The 19325-nt window shown below is 66.1% G+C and carries 18 protein-coding genes; 5 read left to right on the top strand and 13 right to left on the bottom strand.

All coding sequences use genetic code 11. From position 1 onward, the window contains the following. Window positions 1-112: 112 nt before the first annotated feature. Complete coding sequence (locus ACGTN6_RS09930) at window positions 113-1045, bottom strand: LysR family transcriptional regulator (RefSeq protein ID WP_394591287.1); 933 nt, start codon at window positions 1043-1045, stop codon at window positions 113-115. A 64-nt stretch (window positions 1046-1109) separates the two neighbouring features. Between ACGTN6_RS09930 and ACGTN6_RS09925 the strand changes: the two genes are divergently transcribed. After that, window positions 1110-2054, top strand: a complete 945-nt coding sequence (locus ACGTN6_RS09925; protein ID WP_394591285.1) for a carbon-nitrogen hydrolase family protein — start codon at window positions 1110-1112, stop codon at window positions 2052-2054. Window positions 2055-2229: 175 nt separating this feature from the next. On the opposite strand, the gene ACGTN6_RS09920 is transcribed toward ACGTN6_RS09925, so the two are convergent. Continuing rightward, window positions 2230-2898: a DUF1028 domain-containing protein gene (locus ACGTN6_RS09920; RefSeq protein ID WP_394591284.1), complete on the bottom strand. Its 669-nt coding sequence runs from the start codon at window positions 2896-2898 to the stop codon at window positions 2230-2232. Window positions 2899-3132: 234 nt separating this feature from the next. On the opposite strand from ACGTN6_RS09920, the gene ACGTN6_RS09915 reads away from it, so the two are divergent. The 3 genes from ACGTN6_RS09915 to ACGTN6_RS09905 all read left to right on the top strand — a co-directional run bounded on the left by ACGTN6_RS09915 (window position 3133) and on the right by ACGTN6_RS09905 (window position 7093). Further along, entirely contained in the window at window positions 3133-3978 is an 846-nt protein-coding gene (locus ACGTN6_RS09915) for a FadR/GntR family transcriptional regulator (protein ID WP_394591282.1), read from the top strand. Between the two features lie 372 nt (window positions 3979-4350). After that, window positions 4351-5613 carry an allantoate amidohydrolase gene (locus ACGTN6_RS09910; RefSeq protein ID WP_394591281.1) on the top strand — a complete coding sequence of 421 codons (1263 nt, stop codon included), beginning with the start codon at window positions 4351-4353 and terminating at the stop codon, window positions 5611-5613. Window positions 5614-5671: 58 nt separating this feature from the next. Then, window positions 5672-7093 (top strand): YfcC family protein, encoded by a 1422-nt coding sequence (locus tag ACGTN6_RS09905; protein WP_394591280.1) that lies wholly within the window; start codon window positions 5672-5674, stop codon window positions 7091-7093. A gap of 134 nt (window positions 7094-7227) precedes the next feature. Here ACGTN6_RS09905 and ACGTN6_RS09900 read toward each other — a convergent pair whose 3' ends face one another. The 10 genes from ACGTN6_RS09900 to antA all read right to left on the bottom strand — a co-directional run bounded on the left by ACGTN6_RS09900 (window position 7228) and on the right by antA (window position 16821). Next, the gene (locus ACGTN6_RS09900; protein ID WP_394591279.1) at window positions 7228-8409 is read right to left on the bottom strand and encodes an alpha/beta hydrolase; all 1182 of its coding nucleotides are present in this window, start codon (window positions 8407-8409) and stop codon (window positions 7228-7230) included. Between the two features lie 5 nt (window positions 8410-8414). After that, on the bottom strand, window positions 8415-9677 hold the full coding sequence (locus ACGTN6_RS09895; protein ID WP_183385719.1) for a TRAP transporter large permease: 1263 nt from the start codon (window positions 9675-9677) through the stop codon (window positions 8415-8417). Beyond that, on the bottom strand, window positions 9674-10222 hold the full coding sequence (locus ACGTN6_RS09890; protein WP_394591278.1) for a TRAP transporter small permease: 549 nt from the start codon (window positions 10220-10222) through the stop codon (window positions 9674-9676). Before ACGTN6_RS09890 ends, ACGTN6_RS09895 begins: the two co-directional genes overlap by 4 nt. A 53-nt stretch (window positions 10223-10275) precedes the next feature. After that, complete coding sequence (locus ACGTN6_RS09885; protein ID WP_394591277.1) at window positions 10276-11259, bottom strand: TRAP transporter substrate-binding protein; 984 nt, start codon at window positions 11257-11259, stop codon at window positions 10276-10278. Window positions 11260-11332: 73 nt separating this feature from the next. Next, a complete protein-coding gene (gene catA / locus ACGTN6_RS09880) occupies window positions 11333-12307 on the bottom strand; it encodes a catechol 1,2-dioxygenase (protein ID WP_394591276.1) in 975 nt (324 codons plus the stop codon). 65 nt (window positions 12308-12372) lie between these two features. Further along, entirely contained in the window at window positions 12373-12663 is a 291-nt protein-coding gene (gene catC, locus ACGTN6_RS09875) for a muconolactone Delta-isomerase (protein WP_394591275.1), read from the bottom strand. 30 nt (window positions 12664-12693) lie between these two features. Then, window positions 12694-13818 carry a muconate cycloisomerase family protein gene (locus ACGTN6_RS09870; protein WP_394591274.1) on the bottom strand — a complete coding sequence of 375 codons (1125 nt, stop codon included), beginning with the start codon at window positions 13816-13818 and terminating at the stop codon, window positions 12694-12696. An 88-nt stretch (window positions 13819-13906) separates the two neighbouring features. Then, window positions 13907-14923, bottom strand: coding sequence for an anthranilate 1,2-dioxygenase electron transfer component AntC (antC, locus tag ACGTN6_RS09865; protein ID WP_394591273.1), 1017 nt, complete (start codon window positions 14921-14923; stop codon window positions 13907-13909). A gap of 20 nt (window positions 14924-14943) precedes the next feature. Then, entirely contained in the window at window positions 14944-15429 is a 486-nt protein-coding gene (antB, locus tag ACGTN6_RS09860) for an anthranilate 1,2-dioxygenase small subunit (RefSeq protein ID WP_183385726.1), read from the bottom strand. Window positions 15430-15432: 3 nt separating this feature from the next. Then, window positions 15433-16821 carry an anthranilate 1,2-dioxygenase large subunit gene (gene antA / locus ACGTN6_RS09855; RefSeq protein ID WP_394591272.1) on the bottom strand — a complete coding sequence of 463 codons (1389 nt, stop codon included), beginning with the start codon at window positions 16819-16821 and terminating at the stop codon, window positions 15433-15435. Between the two features lie 350 nt (window positions 16822-17171). Between antA and ACGTN6_RS09850 the strand changes: the two genes are divergently transcribed. Further along, the gene (locus ACGTN6_RS09850) at window positions 17172-18173 is read left to right on the top strand and encodes an AraC family transcriptional regulator (protein WP_394591271.1); all 1002 of its coding nucleotides are present in this window, start codon (window positions 17172-17174) and stop codon (window positions 18171-18173) included. 121 nt (window positions 18174-18294) lie between these two features. Here ACGTN6_RS09850 and ACGTN6_RS09845 read toward each other — a convergent pair whose 3' ends face one another. After that, window positions 18295-19167: a SphA family protein gene (locus ACGTN6_RS09845; protein ID WP_394591270.1), complete on the bottom strand. Its 873-nt coding sequence runs from the start codon at window positions 19165-19167 to the stop codon at window positions 18295-18297. Window positions 19168-19325 lie beyond the last annotated feature (158 nt).

The raw sequence follows: 19325 nt of genomic DNA, 5'->3' as shown, positions 1-19325 counted from the left end.
CGCCGTTCCTGCTGCGACCAGCCACTCATCGCTCGCGACATGAATCATGCGCCTCCTGACACCACACTGCCGAACGGCTAGCGCATCTGATGGCATCCATCGGTTCAACGCCTCACTCCAGCCCATCGAAACACGCCGCAATCATTTGCCGAATCGCGGTCAACACCGCATCGTTCGCATCGGCCGTTCGCCAACCCAGTTCGATCGGAAACTGAGGCAAGGGGAGAGGACAAGGCAATTCTCGCAACCCCGTCATGCTCGCGATGGAAGCGGCAGCGTGTTCGGGTATCGTCGCAATGGCCCGCGTTCCCTTCAGCAAGTGGGGAAGTGCCGCAAAGTGCGTCGTGGCGGCCAGCACGCGACGCGATACCCCTCGCTCCGCCAACGCTTCGTCGACCAAGCCAACGAAGCCGCCTGATGAAACCAGAAGATGCTCCGTCGAGACGTAGTGTTCGATATCCAGTCTGGCTGACGCCCAGTGAGCAGGATCCACGACACAGGCATAGCCTGCTTTCCCGAGTAGCAGCCGACTCAACCCACTGCTGGCAAGCCCCCCTGAACTGATCGCCAGATCGAGATGTCGCCCGGCCAAGGCATCGGCGACCACCTGGCTGTGGGTCTGCCGGAAAATGAGGCGCAACCCCGGCACCTGGTCGGTCGCAAGCGCCATCAAGCGCGACCCGATGGCGATCTCGAAGTCGTCGGACAGCCCTATCGTCACCGAGCGCCCCTCGAAGCTGCGCGCCGTCGTCGACACCAGGGCCAGGCTCTGGCGCATCTTGCTCAGGGCTTCGGAGATGATCGGCTGCAACTGCTGGGCAAGCAGCGTCGGCGCAAACCCGCGTCCGGTGCGTCGAAACAGGGCATCTCCATACAACGTTCTCAGCCGCCTGAGTGCTGCGCTCACCGCCGACTGCGTCACCCCGAGCCTCATCGCTGCGCGACTTGCACTGCCTTCTTCGTACAACGCTTCGAAGACCTTGAGCAGATTCAGGTCGGCTCTCAAGACATCAATTTCATTCATATCAAATAGAAAAGCATCCATCTTAACTTATGTCTTGTCAGGCTATAGCATCCTGATATCACTTACCTGCTCAAGGTCTCGCACCATGACGCGAACGACGGTTGCCGCCCTCCAGCTCGGCTCACTCCCTTCAGGCAAGGCCGATACATTGGATCTGATCCTTTCCTATGAAGCTCCGATCATCGAAGCCGGAGCCACACTGGTGGTGTTACCGGAGGCCGTTCTCGGCGGCTACCCCAAAGGAGAGACCTTCGGCACTCGGCTTGGCTTCCGGCTTCCAGAGGGTAGAGAGGCGTTCGCCGCCTACTTTGCCAATGCCATCGATGTGCCCGGAGCGGAGACCGAAGCGCTGGAGGGGTTGTCAGCCCGAACCGGCGCCACGCTCGTGGTGGGAATCATCGAGCGAGAGGGAAGTTCGCTTTACTGTTCAGCCGTGTTCTTCGACCCTGCCAAAGGCCTGATTGGCAAGCATCGAAAGCTGATGCCCACGGGGACCGAGCGGCTGATCTGGGGCCAGGGAGATGGTTCGACCCTGACCACGATCGACGCCCAGGCGGGTACTGCCGGGGCAGCTATCTGCTGGGAAAACCACATGCCGCTGTTGCGCACCGCGATGTATGCCAAGGGCGTTGAAGTCTGGTGTGCACCCACGGTGGATGAACGCGATATCTGGCAGGCGTCGATGCGTCATATCGCACACGAAGGACGCTGTTTCGTCGTCAGCGCCTGCCAAGTCCAGCCATCACCTGCCGCCCTCGGCATCGATGTCCCCGACTGGGATGACGATCGCCCCCTCATTCGTGGCGGCAGCCTGATCGTAGGTCCCCTGGGCAACGTGCTAGCCGGGCCACTGCGCGATCAGGCGGGCTTGCTGACAGCTGAGGTGGATACTGCCCAGCTCATTCAGGCACGCTACGACTTCGATGTCGTCGGGCATTACTCACGCCCAGACGTGTTCGCACTGACCATCGACGAGCGGCCGAAGCCAGGCACCCGATTTGTCACGGAGGATCCTGGGCAAGGGACCTGAAGCCTCTCGCTCGGAAACAGCAAACTCGGCAGGCGCAGCCGGTCCCCGCCGCGTGCCGGGGTGCGGAATGCCCCCAGGGAATAAGGCACGCTTCATCGCCCCAGTTATCTTGCCAAGCGAACCTCGCCTTTAGGGTACGTGCTTGTCACGGGGCCCCTAGGGCTGTCGCGCAGGATCAGTAGCGATCCGGCGCCTCGTCGGTAGGCAAGCGCGCCAGGAAAGCCTGGAAGTCCTGGTCGGCCAGAATCCGCCGGTGCAGCTCGACCAGCGCCGTCACCGCCTCGTCCGAGTGGTCGATGCGCAGGTCCAGGGGCAGGCCGCCGGGGGCGCGTACCTTGAGCGCCGCCGACACCATCCCGCGTCGGTCGCCGCCGGCTCGATGGCCCGCCTCGAGGGCGACCAGCAAAGCTTCCGCCAGCACCACGCCGGACGCCATCGCCTGGCGATAGGCCGCGATCATCGCGGGCACCACCTCGTCGCTGCTCAGCATGTTGCCTGCCACCGCCAGGCCAGGCTCGAGATGCAGGTCGCAGACCGGCACGTTGCTCGCCCCGGTCCAGCCCGCCACCTCGCCGCGCCCATCCATCAGCGCCAGCTGACGCCAGGCCTCGCCCCGGTCCTCGCGGCGCAGCTCGGCCACCGCCGAGGTCACCGCCTCACCGGCGGCGAGCCTCGCCAGGCCGCGCTCGGCGGCCATCACATTGGTGCTGTAACCCTGGGTGATGGCGGCCCCGACACCGGCATGCAGGTGCGGCACGAAGCCGCCGAGGGCGGGGCCACCCGTGGCGCAGGCGATTCCTAAGGTCTGACGGTCGCGATCCAGGGCAATCAGGCTGAAGGTCATGGCACACTCCTTTGAGAAGCCCGGCGGCATTGGCGCTGAGCGCCGCGGTTATTTATCATGATAAATACCATGGCATTCAGGTCGGCGACAATCGCCGCCGGAGCGAGGGCCCATCTGGACAGCGTATCGGAGAAGCCGGATCATCGGGCCAGTCGGCACCAACAGCGGCCTGCCCGCCTCGGTCAGCCTGGAACCCATGGCCGTCGACCGGCCCGCCCCACCGCAAGGAGAGTGATGAGCCAGTCACCACGACACGCCGCACGCCGTGCCCGCCCCGAGGTCATCGGAGAAGCGATCAAGGAGTACATCTCCCGCCACGGCCTCGCCCCAGGGGATCGCCTGCCCCAGGAGTCCCACCTGGTCGAAGCGCTGGACGCCTCCAAGGGCACCATTCGCGAGGCACTGCGCGGCCTTGCGGCCCAGGGGTTGATCCAGACACGCACCGGCCCCGGCGGCGGCGCCTTCATCTGCGAGGTGAGCGACGACCGGGCCATGGAGCTGCTGGGCAACTATTTCTTCTTTCGCCCACCGACCATCCACGACATCTACGAGGTCCGCAAGCAGCTGCAGCCCGCCATGGTGGCCAGCCTCGCTGGCGTGCTGGACGACGACGCCTTCCAGCGCCTGGAGGCGGTGATGGCCTACTACACCCATCCTCCCGCCTCGCTGGAGGAGGAACGCACTCAGCGCATCAAGGAGCTGGAGTTCCATCTGGTGCTGGTGGATTACTGCCCCAATCCGCTGCTGGCGCTGATGTGCCGCTTCATGATCCGACTACTGATGAGCCTGACCACCTGCCAGCGGATCTACGAGCAACCCTACCCGGAGCTGCGCCAGCGCGGCTACGACTTCCAGCGCCGGCTGCTCGACGCCCTGCGTGACGACGACATCGACCGAGCACGTCAGGTCATGACCGAGCACATGCAGGCCGCCCAGGCGCTGATGGAAGCGCGGGAAGCCACCCTCGACAAGGCCTTCTTCCGGGCCGATGACACCGCAGGCGAATCCCCTAGCCGTGAGTATCTGGCGTTGCGCGACCTGTCCAACGCCATCGATCCCTCCACGGCGCCCTCCCGCTAGCCGCTAGCGAATCTCCCGAGCCCGCGGTGTGACCGGCGCTCGGGGCACATCAAAGTGCGAGCCGAGCGGTTCGCCCGTGCCTCCGCCCTGTCGTTTCCCCTTGCCTCTTTCCTCTTCCTTCTTGCCCGTCAGCCGTCCTGGGAAACCGGACGACTAGACCATCGTCGTAGTCCATCGGGCGATCCTTTCCGGACATTTATCATAACAAATTGTTTTCCGCCGATTTCCCCCGTATCCCGGGCGACGTGGCGCGCTCGCCCGGTGTCCGGCGGCGATTGACAGGGTTCGCCGAGCCCCGCTAGCCTTCATTTATCATGATAAATTAATGACGCCCTGGCGATGCCCCTCCGGTCGCCGCGGCAAGGGGAATCCATGAGTCAATCGTACGAACCGGCAGCCCGGCAGGCATGGCAATGGCTGGAAGCGGCATCCCGCTTCAGTGAAACCCGCGATCCGAACCTCGAGGGCGTTACCCGGCGCTGCGCCACACCGGAACACCGCAGCGTACTGGACGCTCTGGGCGGCTGGATGCGCGAGCTCGGCATGCAGGTGCGGATGGACAACGGCGCCAACCTGATCGGCCGTCATGCCAGCGCTACGCCTGGCGCCCGCACGCTGCTGCTCGGTTCGCACCAGGACACCGTGCCCCACGGCGGGAAATACGACGGCATCCTGGGTGTCATCCTGCCCCTGGCACTGGTCAAATACCTCAGGGACAACGCCATCGCGCTGCCCTTCAATATCGATGTGGTGGCCTTCAGCGACGAGGAAGGCACTCGCTTCAGCTCGACGCTGCTGGGCTCCAAGGTGCTGGCCGGCACCTTCGATGACGCCATGCTGAAGGCCACCGACGACGGCGGCGTAACGCTGCGTGAAGCCCTCGAGGCCTTCGGCTGCCACCCCGAGCGCATCGCCGAGGACTGCTATGCGTCCGAGGACGTCCTCGCCTTTCTCGAGGTGCATATCGAGCAGGGGCCGCAGCTCGAGCTCGATGACCTGCCGGTCGGGGTGGTGAGCGCCATCACCGGCATCGAGCGTCATCGCCTGATCATCCACGGCCAGGCCGGCCACGCCGGCACGGTACCCATGCACGTGCGCCAGGACGCCCTGGTCGGCGCCGCCGAGGTGATCCGCCTGGTGGATGCCCTGTGCCGGGAGACCGAGGACCTGGTCGGCGTGGTGGGCAAGATCGAGAACGCCCCCAACGGCGTGAACGTGATCCCCCAGACCACCACCCTGTCCATCGAGCTGCGTTCGCCGAACGACGAGATCCGCCGCCAGGCCCGGGAGACACTGCTCGAGCGCATCGACGCCGCCCTGTCCGCCGCCCGCCTGGGGCTCGACCACCAACTGACCTACGAACAGTCCGCCGTGCAGTGCTCCGACTGGCTCTCCGAGGAGCTGCAGGGCGCCGTGCGCGACAGCGGCCTCCCGCCGCGGGTGCTGTTCAGTGGGGCCGGCCATGACGGCCTGGCCATGCGCTCGCTGTGCGACATCGGCATGCTCTTCCTGCGCTGCGAAGGAGGCGTCAGCCACCATCCCGGCGAGGCCATCGAACCCGAGGACCTGACGGCCGCCGTCGAGGTCCTGGTCCACGTCTGCCAACGCCTGGCCCAGCGCCACGCGGCGGCATGACATTTCACCGCGACTCACTCCCCCCACGACAACACTGACAACGCTCCGAGGGTCGACCATGAGCCAATCCCAACAAAACTCCCAGACCTCGGCACCATCGGCCTCGACCGCGCCGAAGTGGTACCAGCGCGTGCCGGACCCGATGGTCCTGATCTTCCTGATCCTGGTCGCCGCCTACCTGATGACCTTCATCGTGCCGGCCGGCGAGTACCAGCGTGAAGTACTCGACAACGGCAGGACCTCGGTCATTCCCGACTCCTTCCGCTATCTCGCCAACGTGGCCAACCTCCACGTCTTCGACATCTTCGTGGCCATCCCCGAGGGGCTGATCACCGCTTCGCAGTACCTGTTCATCGTCTTCATCGCCGGCGGACTGTTCCACATCCTGCAGCGCACCGGGGCCCTGGAGAACGCCATCGGCGTCGCCGTCCACCGGGTCGGCGCCGAGAACAACACCCGCAGCCGCAACCTGATCATCGTCGCCGGCACCTTCATCTACGGCTTCTTCGGCGTGGCGGTCGGCTTCGAGAACAACATCGCCCTGGTGCCCATCGGCGTGCTGATCGCCACCGCCATCGGCTGCTCGCGGCTGGTCGGCGTGACCATGGCCGTGGGCGGCATCGGGATCGGCTTCGCCCTCTCGCCGATCAACCCCTACACCGTCGGGGTAGCCCAGGGCATCGGCGAGCTGCCCACCTTCTCCGGCTGGTGGCTGAGGACCCTGATGGTGCTCGGCTGCCTGGCCACCCTGAGCGCCTTCATCTGCTACTACGTGACGCGCGTCGACTACCGCGACGACCAGCCCGCAGAGCTCACCAAGCGGCTCGAGGACTACACCCTGACGCGCCGCGACCTGATGACTCTGGGCATCTTCGTGACCGGCCTGGTGATCATGCTGATCGGGGTATTCACCCGCGGCTGGTACATCAACGAGATCGCTGGCATGTTCCTGCTGATGGCGATCGTGATCGGCTTCGCCAACGGCCTGGGCGCCAACGAGCTGGTCAAGCAGATGATGGAAGGCGCCTCTACCGTCACCGCCGGCGCGCTGGTGATCGGGGTCGCGGCGTCGATCCAGGTCATCCTCAAGGACGCCCAGATCATCGACACCATCGTCCACGGCCTGAGCGGCCTTGTGGGCGACATGCCGACCGCGCTGGCAGCGGTGGCCGCCAGCGTGATCCAGGGCGTGATCAACCTGTTCGTGCCCAGCGGCTCGGGGCAGGCGCTTGTGACCATGCCGATCCTGATTCCGCTGGCCGACCTGATCGACATGAGCCGCCAGCTGATGATCACCGCCTTCCAGGTGGGCGACGGCTTGACCAACCTCATCGTGCCCACCTCCGGCGGCACCCTGGCGATGCTGGCCCTGGGCCGGGTCTCCTATGCCCAGTGGCTGCGTGTGATCATGCCGCTGATGCTGCTGGTCTACGCCATGTGCTGGGTGGCGCTGATCGCCGGGCACTATCTCGGGTATTGAGTTCGACTGCCGGGCCGGGAGATAGCCCGGCCCGGGGCTAATGGCCATCACGAACGGGGCGAGCGTCCATGACGGACGCTCGCCCCTTTTCTTGCTTCTTGCTCCACTTTGCGTTGCCGACCGTCGCCGGCCTGTCAGCCCCAGGGCGCCATCAGCGCCCGCGATGCCGCCAGCAGCTCGCCGTCGGCCAGGGTTTCCATCACCGAGAAGTGGTGGGTGCCGGGCACCCGAGAGACCGCGATGCCCTCGAGATCGGCGCCCCAGCGCTCGGCGAGCGCCCTGGATTGCCAGTAGAATTCCTCGCTCTCCTGCGCCCCCACGGCCAGGTGCAGGCGCAGGCCGGGATTGGGCGTGTCGAACATGGGGCTCAGCGCCCGGGCCGTGTCGGCGTCGGGCAGGCCAAGCAGATGGCCGAAGCTCATGTGGCGCATCGGCTCGAGCTCGAACAGCCCGCTGACCAGCAGCGCCGAATGCAGCGGAGCGGCGGGCATGGCCGGGTCCAGGGCCGGCCAGTCGGTGCTTGCCAGGCAGGCCCCCAGGTGGCCGCCAGCGCTGTGGCCGCAAACCTGGATCCGCGACCGGTCAACGCCATAGCGCTCGGCCCGATGCCAGAGATGACGCAACGCCAGGCGTACGTCCTCGACCTGGTCGGTGATCGTCGCCTCCGGACACAGCCGGTAGTTGAGCAGCGCCACCGCCCAGCCGGCGTCGAGATGGCCCTCGATCAAGGGCGCGTGCTCGGCCTTGTCCATGGCCTGCCAGTAGCCGCCGTGGATGAACACCAGCAGTGGAGCATCCGGCCGAGACGCGGGAAAGAAGTCGAGGCACTGCTCCGGGGCGTCGCCATAGGCCTGGTCCTGCTGGACCTCATGGGCCGCCAGGAAACGCTCGCCGGCCTTCCGCCAACGGGCGAAGATATCGAGATGATCGGGTAAGGCCGCTCGGGCGCTGTAGGCCGCATTGACCTCGGCCGGGGTCAGGCCGTGCCAGACCGGCTCGTCACGCGGTGACGCTGTCGCCCCCTGATCCAGTGCCAAGGTCAACGTCACCCGCGGCGCCGACGCCGACTCGGTCATGAACTCCACCGGCTTGAAACCGCCGAAGGCCTCGCGCCAGAGGCGATCACAGGCCGGGTCGCGGGGATCCAGACAGCCGCCTGGCGAGGTCACGGTCAACCGCGATATCTCAGCCGGCGAGCGTCGCTCGGCCTTGAAGCGGCCAAGCAACGCCACCACTGCCTCGCGATAGGCGTCCGAGATGGCCGCCGCAGTGTCGTCGTGCAGGGCCGACTCGGCTCGCAGGGTCGTCGTCGTCATGTCGGTCATCCGATCAGCACCAGCGTCAGCCAGGGCTGCCAGGCCAGCAGCACCAGGGCCAACAGGCTCATCAACAGAAAGGGCCACAGTGCACGGAAGATCCGCATCGGCGGCACCCCGGTCATCGACGAGCCGATATACAGCCCCGCGCCTACTGGCGGCGTCAGCAGGCCCAGCACCAGGGTCAGACAAACCACCACCCCGAACTGGTAGGCGCTGATATCGAACTGCTGCTGGGCGATCGGCAGCAGAATCGGCACCACCAGTATCAGCGCAGCGATGCCATCGACGATCATCCCTACCAGCAGCAGGATGCCCACCACCAGCAGCAGGAAGGCGAAGGGGTCGTCGGTCATCCCGGCGATCCAGGCGGCGGCCATCTGCGGCAGTTCCTCGTAGACGATCACCCAGCCGAACACCCCGGCGGCGGCGATCAGCATGATCACCAGGCCGGCGTTGAAGGCGGTGCGCTTGAGGATCTCGGGCAGGCGGGCGAAGGTCAGGTCGCGGTAGACGTAGCGGCCGATCAGCAGCGCCGCCAGCGAGGCCAGTGCCGCCGACTCGGTGGGGGTGGCCAGCCCGGCGAGGATGCCACCGATGATGATCAAGGGGATGCTCATCGCCGGCAGGCCCATCAGCAGGAAGCGCCGGGCCTGGGCGCGGTTCGGCCACTGGCCGCGCGGGTACTGCTGCACCAGGCCCACCGCGGCGATGGCCAGGAAGAACAGCCCGCCCATCATGAGCCCCGGCAGGATCCCGGCAATGAACATGTCGGCGATCGGCACCTGGGCCATCACCCCGTAGAGCACGAACAGCATCGACGGCGGGATGATCGGCGACAGCAGCCCGCCGGCGGCGGTGATCGCCGCGGCGAAGGGCTTGTCGTAGCCTTCCTCCTCCATGGCCGGGACCATGGCCCGGGACATGATGGCGATCTGCGAAGCCGCCGAGCCGACGATGGCCGCCATCATCATGTTGGCCACCAGGTTGATGTACACCAGCCCGCCGCGGAAGCCGCCGACCAGGATCCGCGCCAGGTCGATCAATCGCCGGGTCAGCCCACCCTCGTTCATCAGCTCGCCGGCCAGCATGAACAGCGGAATCGCGAGCAATCCGTAGTTCTCGATGGCGCCGTAGAGCTGCTGGGGATAGGAGGCGAACAGCAAAGTGTTGCCCGAGTCGGCGATGTACCAGGCGGCGGTGAGCGCCAGCACCAGCGCGATGGGCACCGCACCCAGCAGCAGCGCAGCGAAGACGACGAGTGTCATGCGTACCTCCTCGGCGCGGCGGCCAGGTTCCTGAGCCCCTCGCCCAGATTGACCAGGGCGTGCAGGGCGAGCGAGACGGCGAAGATGGGCAGGCACAGCCAGACCCAGAACTTGGGAATGCCCAGCGTGCGTGAGGTCTCGGAGTACATGAAGTTGAAGGTCTCACCCTGGAAGGCCTGGATATCGAAGCCGCTGGCCCACAGGGTCACCGGGTCGTACCAGCGCCAGCACAACACGGCCAGGAACAGTGCGAAGAACAGCACCAGCGCATCGACGACCAGCGCCAGCAGGCGCCGCAGGCCCGCCGGCAGGGCATCGAGCAGCAGGGTCACGGCGACGCCCTCGCGGCGCTTGAGCGTCGCCGAGGTGGTGAAGAAGGTCATCCAGATCATGGCGTGGATGGCCAGCTCGTCGGTCCAATAGAGGGCATGGCCGAGGGCGCGGGTGGCGATGTTGAGAAGGATCAGCAGGGTGACCAGCGCCGCCAGTACCGCCGCGATAGCCCCCTCACAGCGGGCGATGCCGGACGAGAGTCGTTTGAACATGACGGCCTCCGGACGCCCCGGCGCCGAGCCGGGGCAATGACAGGTGGACGGGGTCAGTCGGCCAGCTCGGCGGCCGTTTCGCGCAGCTTGGCCAGCGACGGGGCCTTGGGCGCCCAGACGCCCTCCCACTTCTCGACGGCCTCGGCGAAGAAGGCGGGATCGATCTCGGTAACGGTGATGTCCTGCTGGCGCAGGTCCTCGCCCCAGGCCGCGTGATGCTCCTGGAAGCGAGCCATGACGTTGTCGGCGTGCTCGGCCATGCTGGCTCGGATCAGCTCGCGATCCGCTTCGTCGAGCTGCGCCCAGACGCGCCCAGAGACCACCGCCACCATGGGGAATATCATGTGGTTGGAAACCACCAGGTTATCGGCCTGCTCATAGAATTTGAGCAGCCGGATGGAATCGTAATCCATGTCGATGGCATCGACCTGGCCGTTGGCCAGGGCATCGTAGACCGCAGGCAGCGGCAGCGGCGTGGGCGCAGCCCCGGCCGCGGCGTAGAAGTCGCGGATCGGGTCGAAGGGCGTGATGCGCACCTTGAGCCCACTCAGGTCCTCGGCGGACTCGATGGGTTCGCGGCTGAGTATCTGGCGCATACCGGCCATGCCGTAGCCCACCCCCACCAGACCGGTGCGGGCCGGCATCTGCTCCAGCAGGCCGGCGGCGGTATCGGAACGCAGCAGCGCCGCGGCCTGATCGATGTCCTCTACCAGGAAGGGCGCATAGAGGGCGCCGAAATCGGGGATGCGGTTGGATATCTCGGCGATGGTCAGGAAGGCCATGTCCAGGGAGCCGGCCTGGAGCTGCTGGACCATCTGCGCCTCAGTGCCGAGCTGCTGGGCGGGAAAGATGCTGACACTGTGCTCGCCGTCGGAACGCTCGGCCAGGTCGTCCGCGAACCCCTGGGCCTCCTGGGTCCAGATGTGCGACTGCGGCGTGATCAGGCCGAGCCGGAAGTCGCGCGCTTGGGCGGTGAAGGCGGTGACGGAAAGCGAAGCCGCCAAGGCGGCCGTCATCAGGGTCTTGAGCTTGTTCATCAGGGTGCCTCTGTTGTTGTAGTCATGCCTAATGTAACCGGCCCCGGAGGGCCGGCCATCAACGCGGGAAACGTTACACCTTGGCCGCGGCCGCCTGCTGGCTGGCCTGGTCCTGCGCGTCTTCCTTGGCCCGCGGGCGCTTGTGGCGGTGCTGCAGCTCGGCGGCATTGGTCGCCGACAGCGCGACGTCGAACACCACCTCGGTGAAGGGGCCCTCGAAGCCGCGTGCCGCGATGGCCGCGTCGTCCTCGATGCGCCGCCCTTCCACCACCAGCTCCTCGCGGGTGGCGAAGGCGAAGTCGTCGAAGGTGTAGGGGTCGCCGGCCAGGTTGATCTGGGTCGTCAGGTGCTGGTGCCCCGGGGCGGAGACGAAGTAGTGGATATGCGCCGGGCGCTGGCCATGGCGCCCCAGGGCCTTGAGCACCTGATCGGTGGGCGCGCCTTCCGGCACGCCATAGCCGGAGGGGACGATGCTGCGCACCGCGTAGCGGCCCTCGGCGTCGGTGATGATCGAGCGCCGCAGGTTGTACTCCGCCTGCGACGGGTCGAAGAAGGAGTAGCCGCCCTTGGAGTCGGCGTGCCAGATCTCGACCTTGGCCCCGGCGATCGGCTGGCCGTCGGTGTCGCGCACCTGGCCGGTCAGCCACATCGCCTCGCCGTCGGTATCGGTGCCGTCGTCCATGCGCCCGCTGCCCTGCAGTTCCGGAGCGCCGGCCACGTACAGCGGGCCCTCGATGGTGCGCGGCGTGCCGCCGGTGCGGCCGGCCTCGGCGTCGGCCGCGTCCATGCGCATGTCCAGGTAGTGGTCGAAGCCGAGCCCCGGGGCCAGCAGCCCGAACTGGGTGCCCTGGCCGAGCGCGTTGAGCACGCTGACGCTGCTCCAGAATTCCTCGGGGCTGACGTCGAAGTCGTCGATCAGCCGATACAGGTCGGAGAGCAGGCGATGCATGATCTGCTTGGCGCGCTCGTTACCGCCGTCCTTGTCGAAGCCGCTGACGGCCTTCAGGAAGTCCTGGACGTCGGGAGTGTCGAAGATCTTCACGGTCATGGTCGTTTCCTCGGTTGTTGTCGTCTGTGTGACGGCCGGCGCGCATGCCCGGCGTCCACCGTGATTCAGGAGTCGTCGTCGCGGATCGACGAGGGATGCCGGCACAGCGGCTTGACGCGGATCTCCATGTAGGGGAACAGCGGCAGGTTGCTGATCAGGTTCTGCAGTTCAGCGTTGTCCTCGACGTCGAAGATGCTGACGTTCGAGTAGCTGCCGGCCACCCGCCACAGGTGGCGCCACTTGCCGGCGCGCTGCAGCTCCTGGGAGTAGGCCTTCTCGGTCGCCTTGATCTCGGCGGCCTGCTCGGCGGGCATCTCCGGCGGCAGTTTCACGGTCATTTCCACCTGGAAGAGCATGGGAATCTCCTTGGCTGGGCTGGGCGCGGCTCAGTCGCGGCGCCGGTAATGGTCGAGCTTGTCCTCGTCGAGACTGATGCCGAGGCCGGGACCGGCCGGCAGGTCGACGCCGAACTCGTGGTAACGCAGCGGCTCGGCGACGATGTCGTCCTTGAGCAGCAGCGGGCCGAACATCTCGGTGCCCCAGGTCATCTCGGGCAGGGTCGCCCAGGCGTGCAGCGAAGCGGCGGTGCCGATGGTGCCCTCGAGCATGGTGCCGCCGTACAGGCCGACGCCGGCAGCCTGAGCCACATGGGCCAGTTCCAGCACGCTGCGCGGTCCACCGGCCTTGGCGATCTTCAAGGCGAAGGCATCGCCGAAGCCGCCGGCCGCGAGGGTGAAGCCGTCGCGGGCGTCATGGACCGCCTCGTCGGCCAGCATCGGCACCACGAACCGCTGAGCCAGCCGGGTCAGGCCGGCGAACTCCCGGGCCGGGATCGGCTGCTCGATGAGGTCGATGCCGGCGGCCTCCAGGGCGTCGATGCCGCGGGCCGCGGTGGCCTCGTCCCAGGCCTGGTTGACGTCGACGCGCACGCTGGCCCGATCGCCCAGCGCCGCCTTGATCGCCGCGACATGGCGCACGTCCTGGTCCACCGGGTTGGCGCCGATCTTGAGCTTGAAGTCGCAGTGGCGGCGTTCCTCGAGGCGCTGGAAGGCCTCGTCGATATCCTTCTGGGTGTCGCCGCTGGCCAGGGTCCACAGCACCGGCAGATGCGTGTGGCGGGCGCCGCCCAGCAGCTCGGCCACCGACAGGCCGCGGCGCTTGCCCTCGGCGTCGAGCAGCGCGGTCTCGAGCCCCGACTTGGCGAAGCTGTTGCCGCGGGCATGGCGATCCAGGCACGCTCGCAGGGCGTTGAGGTTGTGCGACGGCTGGCCGATCAGCAGCGGCGCCAGGTAGGTGTCGATGGTCTGCTTGATGCCCTCGGGGCTCTCCGGGCCATAAGACAGGCCACCAATGGTAGTGGCCTCGCCCAGCCCCTCGGTGCCGTCGGACAGGCGCAGACGGATGATGACCATCGTCTGGCAGGCCATGGTGGTCATCGACAGCTTGTGCGGCCGAATGGTCGGCAGGTCGACCAGCAGGGTCTCGATCTCGTGGATCAGGGTGTCGGACATGAAAGTCTCCAGGCGGCTCGCCTCGGGGCGCCGCTTGCATGCAATGAAAGTCGCTGGTGCCAGGCGGGACGCCACCCGACTGTAGTGGTCAGCTCGAGACGAACTTCTCGAAGAACACCCGGTGCTCGCCGACCTCGCGCTCGGCGAGCCACTGCTTCGAGGCCTCGATCATCGGCGGTGGTCCGCAAAGGTAGGCGTCGAAGGACTGGGCCAGGAAATCGAGATCGAAGAGATCGCAGACCACGCCCGTCTTGCCCTGCCAGGCCTCGGACGGGTTCATCACTACCGTCTCGTAGGCGAAATCGGGCAGCACTTCGGTGAATCGATCCAGGCGTTCGAGCTCGCTGAGATCGGCTTCCTGGGTCACGCCATAGCACAGCCGGATCGGCCGGTCGGTCTCGCCCGATTCCTCGAGTCGCTCCAGCATGCCGAGGAAGGCCGAGAGCCCGGTGCCGCCGGCGACCATCAGCAGGGGACGCTCCACCTCGCGCAGGTAGAAGGCGCCCAGCGGGGCCTCCAGGGAGATCGCATCGCCCGGCTTGGCGCGCTCGCGCAGGTAGTCGCTCATCACCCCGCTGGGCAGCAGGCGAATCAGGAAGCGCAGCTGGCCGTCCTTCACCGACGAGGTGGCGAAGGAATAGGCCCGCCATTGGTCGGAACCCGGCACCTCGAGACGCGCGTACTGCCCGGGCAGGTACTGCAACGCCTGGGCAGGATCGTCGAGGGTGATCTCGAGGATGGCGGCGGCATCGGACACCTGCTCCACGGCGCTCACGGTGGCCTCATGGACCTCGGTGGCCACGCTGCACACGCTGGAGTCCACGTCGAAGTAGAAGGAGGCGTGGGGTGAGCGCAGGCGGGTCTGACAGGCCAGCACGTGGCCTTCGGCGACCTCTTCCTCGCTCAACGCTTCCTCGTCGATGTACTCGACGTCGACCTCGCCGGCCTCGCGCAGGCAACGACAGGTCCCGCAGACGCCCTCCCGGCAGTCCACCGGCAGGTTGACCCCGTGACGCTGGGCGGCGTCCATCAGCAGCTCGTTATCGTCGACCTTGACGAAGCGTGTGGTGCCGTCCCGAAAGACGATGGCGGCTGTGTTATGCATGACTCGCCCTCCAGCGAAACTCAGACGTGGTAGAAATCCAGCACGGAATCGATCTTGTCGTTGAGCAGCACGGTGTGCTTGCGCAGGACCTTCCAGCCGTCGCCCTCGCCCCGCAGGGTGTAGTCGGCAGTGCCGAAGAAATGGCCGCTCTCGCCGAAACGATAGAAATGGGTTACCCAGTTGACCCGTACCTGGACGATGCCGTCGCCCTGCTCGGTGCAGCGCACGTTGTCGATCAGGTGCAGGGTGCGCGGCAGCGGCGTGGAGGCCGCGGACTTGCCGGTGCGCAGGCGGAAGACGCGGTCCTCGATGCCGGTGCGGTCGGCGTAGTACATCAGCGACATCTCGCGTTTGGGATCGCGGGTGAGCTCGTACTCGTTCTTCCACTGCGGGATATGGAACTCACACTCCGGCGCGAACTGCTCGATATAGCCGTCCCAGTCACGGTCATCGCAGAGCTCGGCCAGGCGGTACATGAACTGCTCGATGGATTGCTGAAGAGTCATGGCTTACACCTCCTGGAGCTTGAGTGCTTTCTTTTCGAGGCCCTCGAGCAGCAGCCGCTGCCAGGTGCCGTGCTGGTTGACGTAGAGCCCCTCGTGAGTGAACTCGGTGCCGGTAATCACCGGCTGGATGCCGAGCACCTGGCTGTTGTGGGTCTCGCCGTACTGCCACTGCTCATGGCCTCGCGAGATGTCACTCCAGCGGGAGGCGCGGGCCTGGAAGCCGCGCTGCTGCTCACGGAACTCCACCAGGTCGTCGGGGGTGCCCATGCCGGAGACGTTGAAGAAGTCCTCGAACTGGCGGATGCGGTTCTCGCGGTCGGCGTCGGACTCGCCCTTCACGCCCAGGCACAGGCTGATGACCTCGGTCTTGTTCCAGGCCACCGGGCGCACGATGCGCAGCTGCGAGCTAATCTGGTCCATGAAGAACAGGCTCGGGTAGATGTTCAGGTTGCGCAGCCGGTGCATGGTCCACTCGGCACGCTCCTGGGGATGCCGCTCGAGCAGGCGCGGCATCACGGTGGCGTAACCGGGCCGAACCTGGGGGTTGGGCATGTCGCTGAACAGCAGGCTGTGGCCGTTAGTGAAGGAGAACCAGCCGTCGTCGGTATCCTTGTCGCCAGCGCCGAGCTTGCTGTAGTCGAGGGTGTCGCCGTTGTCGCCGTGCTTCTGAGCCTCGAGCTCGCGGCGATGCTTCACCGTGGACACGTAGTTGTAGTGCACGGTGCTGACGTGATAACCGTCCAGGCCGTTCTCGTTCTGCAGCTTCCAGTTGCCGTTGAAGGTGTAGGTGGACTTGCCCGGCAGCACCTCCAGCTCACCGTCCTCGGCCTGCTCGACCATCATGTCGAAGAACAGCCGGGTGTCGCCGAGGAAGTCCTCCAGGCTATCGGTGCCCTCGGCGTCGAGGCTGATGAACACGAAGCCGCGATAGCTTTCGATGCGGGCCTGCTTGAGGCCACGGCTCGCCTTGTCGAAGTCCGCCGGGTACTCGCTCGGCGCCTTGACCTTGACCAGGCGGCCATCGGACTTGTAGCACCAGGCGTGGAAGGGGCAGGTGTAGGTGGACTGGTTGCCGCACTCGGTGCGCACCAGGGTCGCGCCACGGTGCTGGCAGGTGTTGGCCAGCGCCCGCAGCTCACCCTTGCCGTCACGCGCGATGATCATCGGCTGGCGACCGGCCTGCATGGTGATGAAGTCGTTGTTGTTGGGGATCTGACTCTCGTGGCAGGCGAAGATCCACTGCTTCTCGAAGATCAGTTCCATCTCGAGATCGAACAGGGCCTCGTCGGTGAACATCTCCCGGGCCATCTGGTAGACCCCGTCATCGGGGCGGAAATCGAGACAGTTCTCGACGAATTGCTGCCACTCGGGGATAGAGCGTTGTGCTGTCATCGGTCATCACCGTCTTGTTGCTTGTCGTGGTGTGACCCAACTTAAGTAGGCTCCTCCCTGGCCACTATTCGCTTCTTCGGCCAACGCTATGCACTTTTTCGGCGTCGCCCTGTCCTCCGCCTGCCAGGCCGGCTCGAGGCGGCTAGACTTTGGTCGCAGCCTCGGCGAAAAGCCGCTCGCACCTCACCCCAGCGGGTCGAGATGTGGCATAAAGGTGCTATACTCCAACAACAAAGTTCGCAATACGCACTTTATACCGACAAGCGAACATTTCAGCCTCCAATGCTGGGCCCGATACAAGCAACGAGAAGCCGTGACTAGCGGCCAGGCCCGGGAGGCGAGGAGACCGTATGACACTGGTGCCCCAAGCATCTTCCCGGCAACGGATCGCCACCCTGATCCACGAGCCCGACGATGCCTGCCGCTGGATGCGCGGCATCAACGGCCCACATGAGCTCGAGGTCCCGAAGCCGCGGGAGCTGGCCTTCCGTCACGAGGGCACGGCGCTCGGCAACGTGGCCCTCGGCATCATCGAGTACGCGACCCGGGTCAACATCCGGGTCGACGACCTGGCCCACAGCTACAGCATCAGCCTGCCGCTGTCCGGCGATCAGCACGTCGAATGCGCGCGGCAGGAGTTCGCCTCGGACACTCGGGTGGGGGCGATCATCTCCCCGAATCAGCCGCTGCACCTGGACATCGGCGACGACTGTCGCAAGCAGCTGGTGCGTCTTTCTCGCGAGGCCGTGCATCACCGCCTCGGCCAGCTGCTAGGCCGCAAGGTGACAGCACCGGTGGTCTTCGACCCGCGGATGCCGCTCGAAGGCCACCTCGGCGACTGGTGGAAGACCGTCGCCCACCTGCAGGATCTGCTCGGCGCGGAGGGCTCGCTGTGCGACCTGCCGGAAGTCTGGGGCAACTTCGAGAGCAGCCTGATCACCAGCCTGCTCTACGCCCAGCCCCACAACTACTCGGGAGAGCTGCTCGGCCGCCAGCAGGAGCGTCCGGGCTACCTTAGCCAGCTCGACGCCATGATGCGTGAATCCCTCGATCAGCCGCTCACGCTCGAGGATCTCGAGAGGGCCTCCGGAGTGTCCCGGGAACGTCTCTACCAGGATTTCCATGCCCACTTCGGCTCCTCCCCCATCGCCCACTTCCGCAACCTGCGCTTCGATTGGGTGAAGCGTCGCCTGGAGCATGCCGGCCCGCGGGAAAGCGTTTCCAGCATCGCCATGGACTGCGGCTTCCTGCAGCTCGGCCGCTTCTCCAAGGACTACCAGAAGCGCTTCGGCGAACGGCCCTCACAGGCCATCGGTCGCTTCACCAGCCAGGGCGTGGCGATCCAGCACTGATATGCGCCACCCGGCACCCGCCACAGGCGCCTCGGGTGGCACTTTCATGCCCTCCAACGAGAAAGGGCACGAGCCATCAACGACGGCCCGTGCCCTTATGCTTCCCTACTGCTAGGCGGCGCTAGAGCGGCCAGGCCGCCTTGATCCACCAGGCGTCGCCCTCCGGGCGGTTCTCGACGAAGAACTCCCGCTCGTACTTCAGCGCCACGAAGGCACCCTGGCCGGCGTCCAGCTTGATGGATGGGCCGACGGAGAAGGCCTGCCCCTCGTTGCCGATATCCACGCCGTTGAGCCGATCACCGGTGATCTGCTTGTAGGCATAGCCGCCGACTCCCACCACCCAGTTCGGATGGATGCCGTAGCCGAGGGCATAGTCGGCATGCAGTTCCTGGCCGGAACGGTAGTCGGTGTCCTCGTTTTCGAAGTTGTAGTCGTACATCAGCTTGATGTCCCAGTTGAGGCCGGCCGGATCGACCCGCGAGGCGGCATAGACACCCTGCACCGTCCAGTAGTTGCGGCCGATGTTGGCCAGTTCTCCGGCCTCATAGTCACCAGTGGGGGCGATCAGGTCGACGCCGAAGGCACTGTGCAGCGTGGGACTGTGGTGATAGGCCAGTGCCGCGGTCAGGTCGACATCGCCAAGGCCACGATTGCTGTCGTGCACGCCGTTGACCGAAACCTCCAGGTCCACCAGCGGCAGCAGCGCGGCGAAGGCCAGCTGACCGCCGAGGAGGCGCTGCTCGGTCACCCACAGCAGCCGCGGCGCCAGCACGTCGGCACGCAGGCGGAAATCCATCGGCAGGCTGTCGCCGTCGTCGTCCCGGAAGTCATCGGCGGCATAGTGGTTGGCATAGAACAGCGAGTAGAATCCCGGCGGCGGCAGGGCTCCCATCAGGTAGTTCTCGGCTCCCATGGGGTAGCTCGAGCCGCCCCCCTCCGTCGCCTGCGCACTGGTGGCAAACGCCATCACCAGCCCGGCGATGCTCGCCGCCATTCCTCTCCGATATTGCGTCATGAGAATCATCCGATCGTTGTTGTTCTGGTTCGTTGTTCTGGTTCGTTGTTCTGGTTCGTTGTTCTGGTTCGTTGTTCTGAGTCGTTGTTCTGAGTCGTTTTTCTGATGCGCTGGGATGGAACGGGCCCCGGCGAAGC

The organism is Halomonas sp. B23F22_20 (assembly GCF_043496985.1).
Taxonomy (GTDB): domain Bacteria; phylum Pseudomonadota; class Gammaproteobacteria; order Pseudomonadales; family Halomonadaceae; genus Halomonas.
This window is presented reverse-complemented; position numbering and strand designations above follow the sequence as displayed.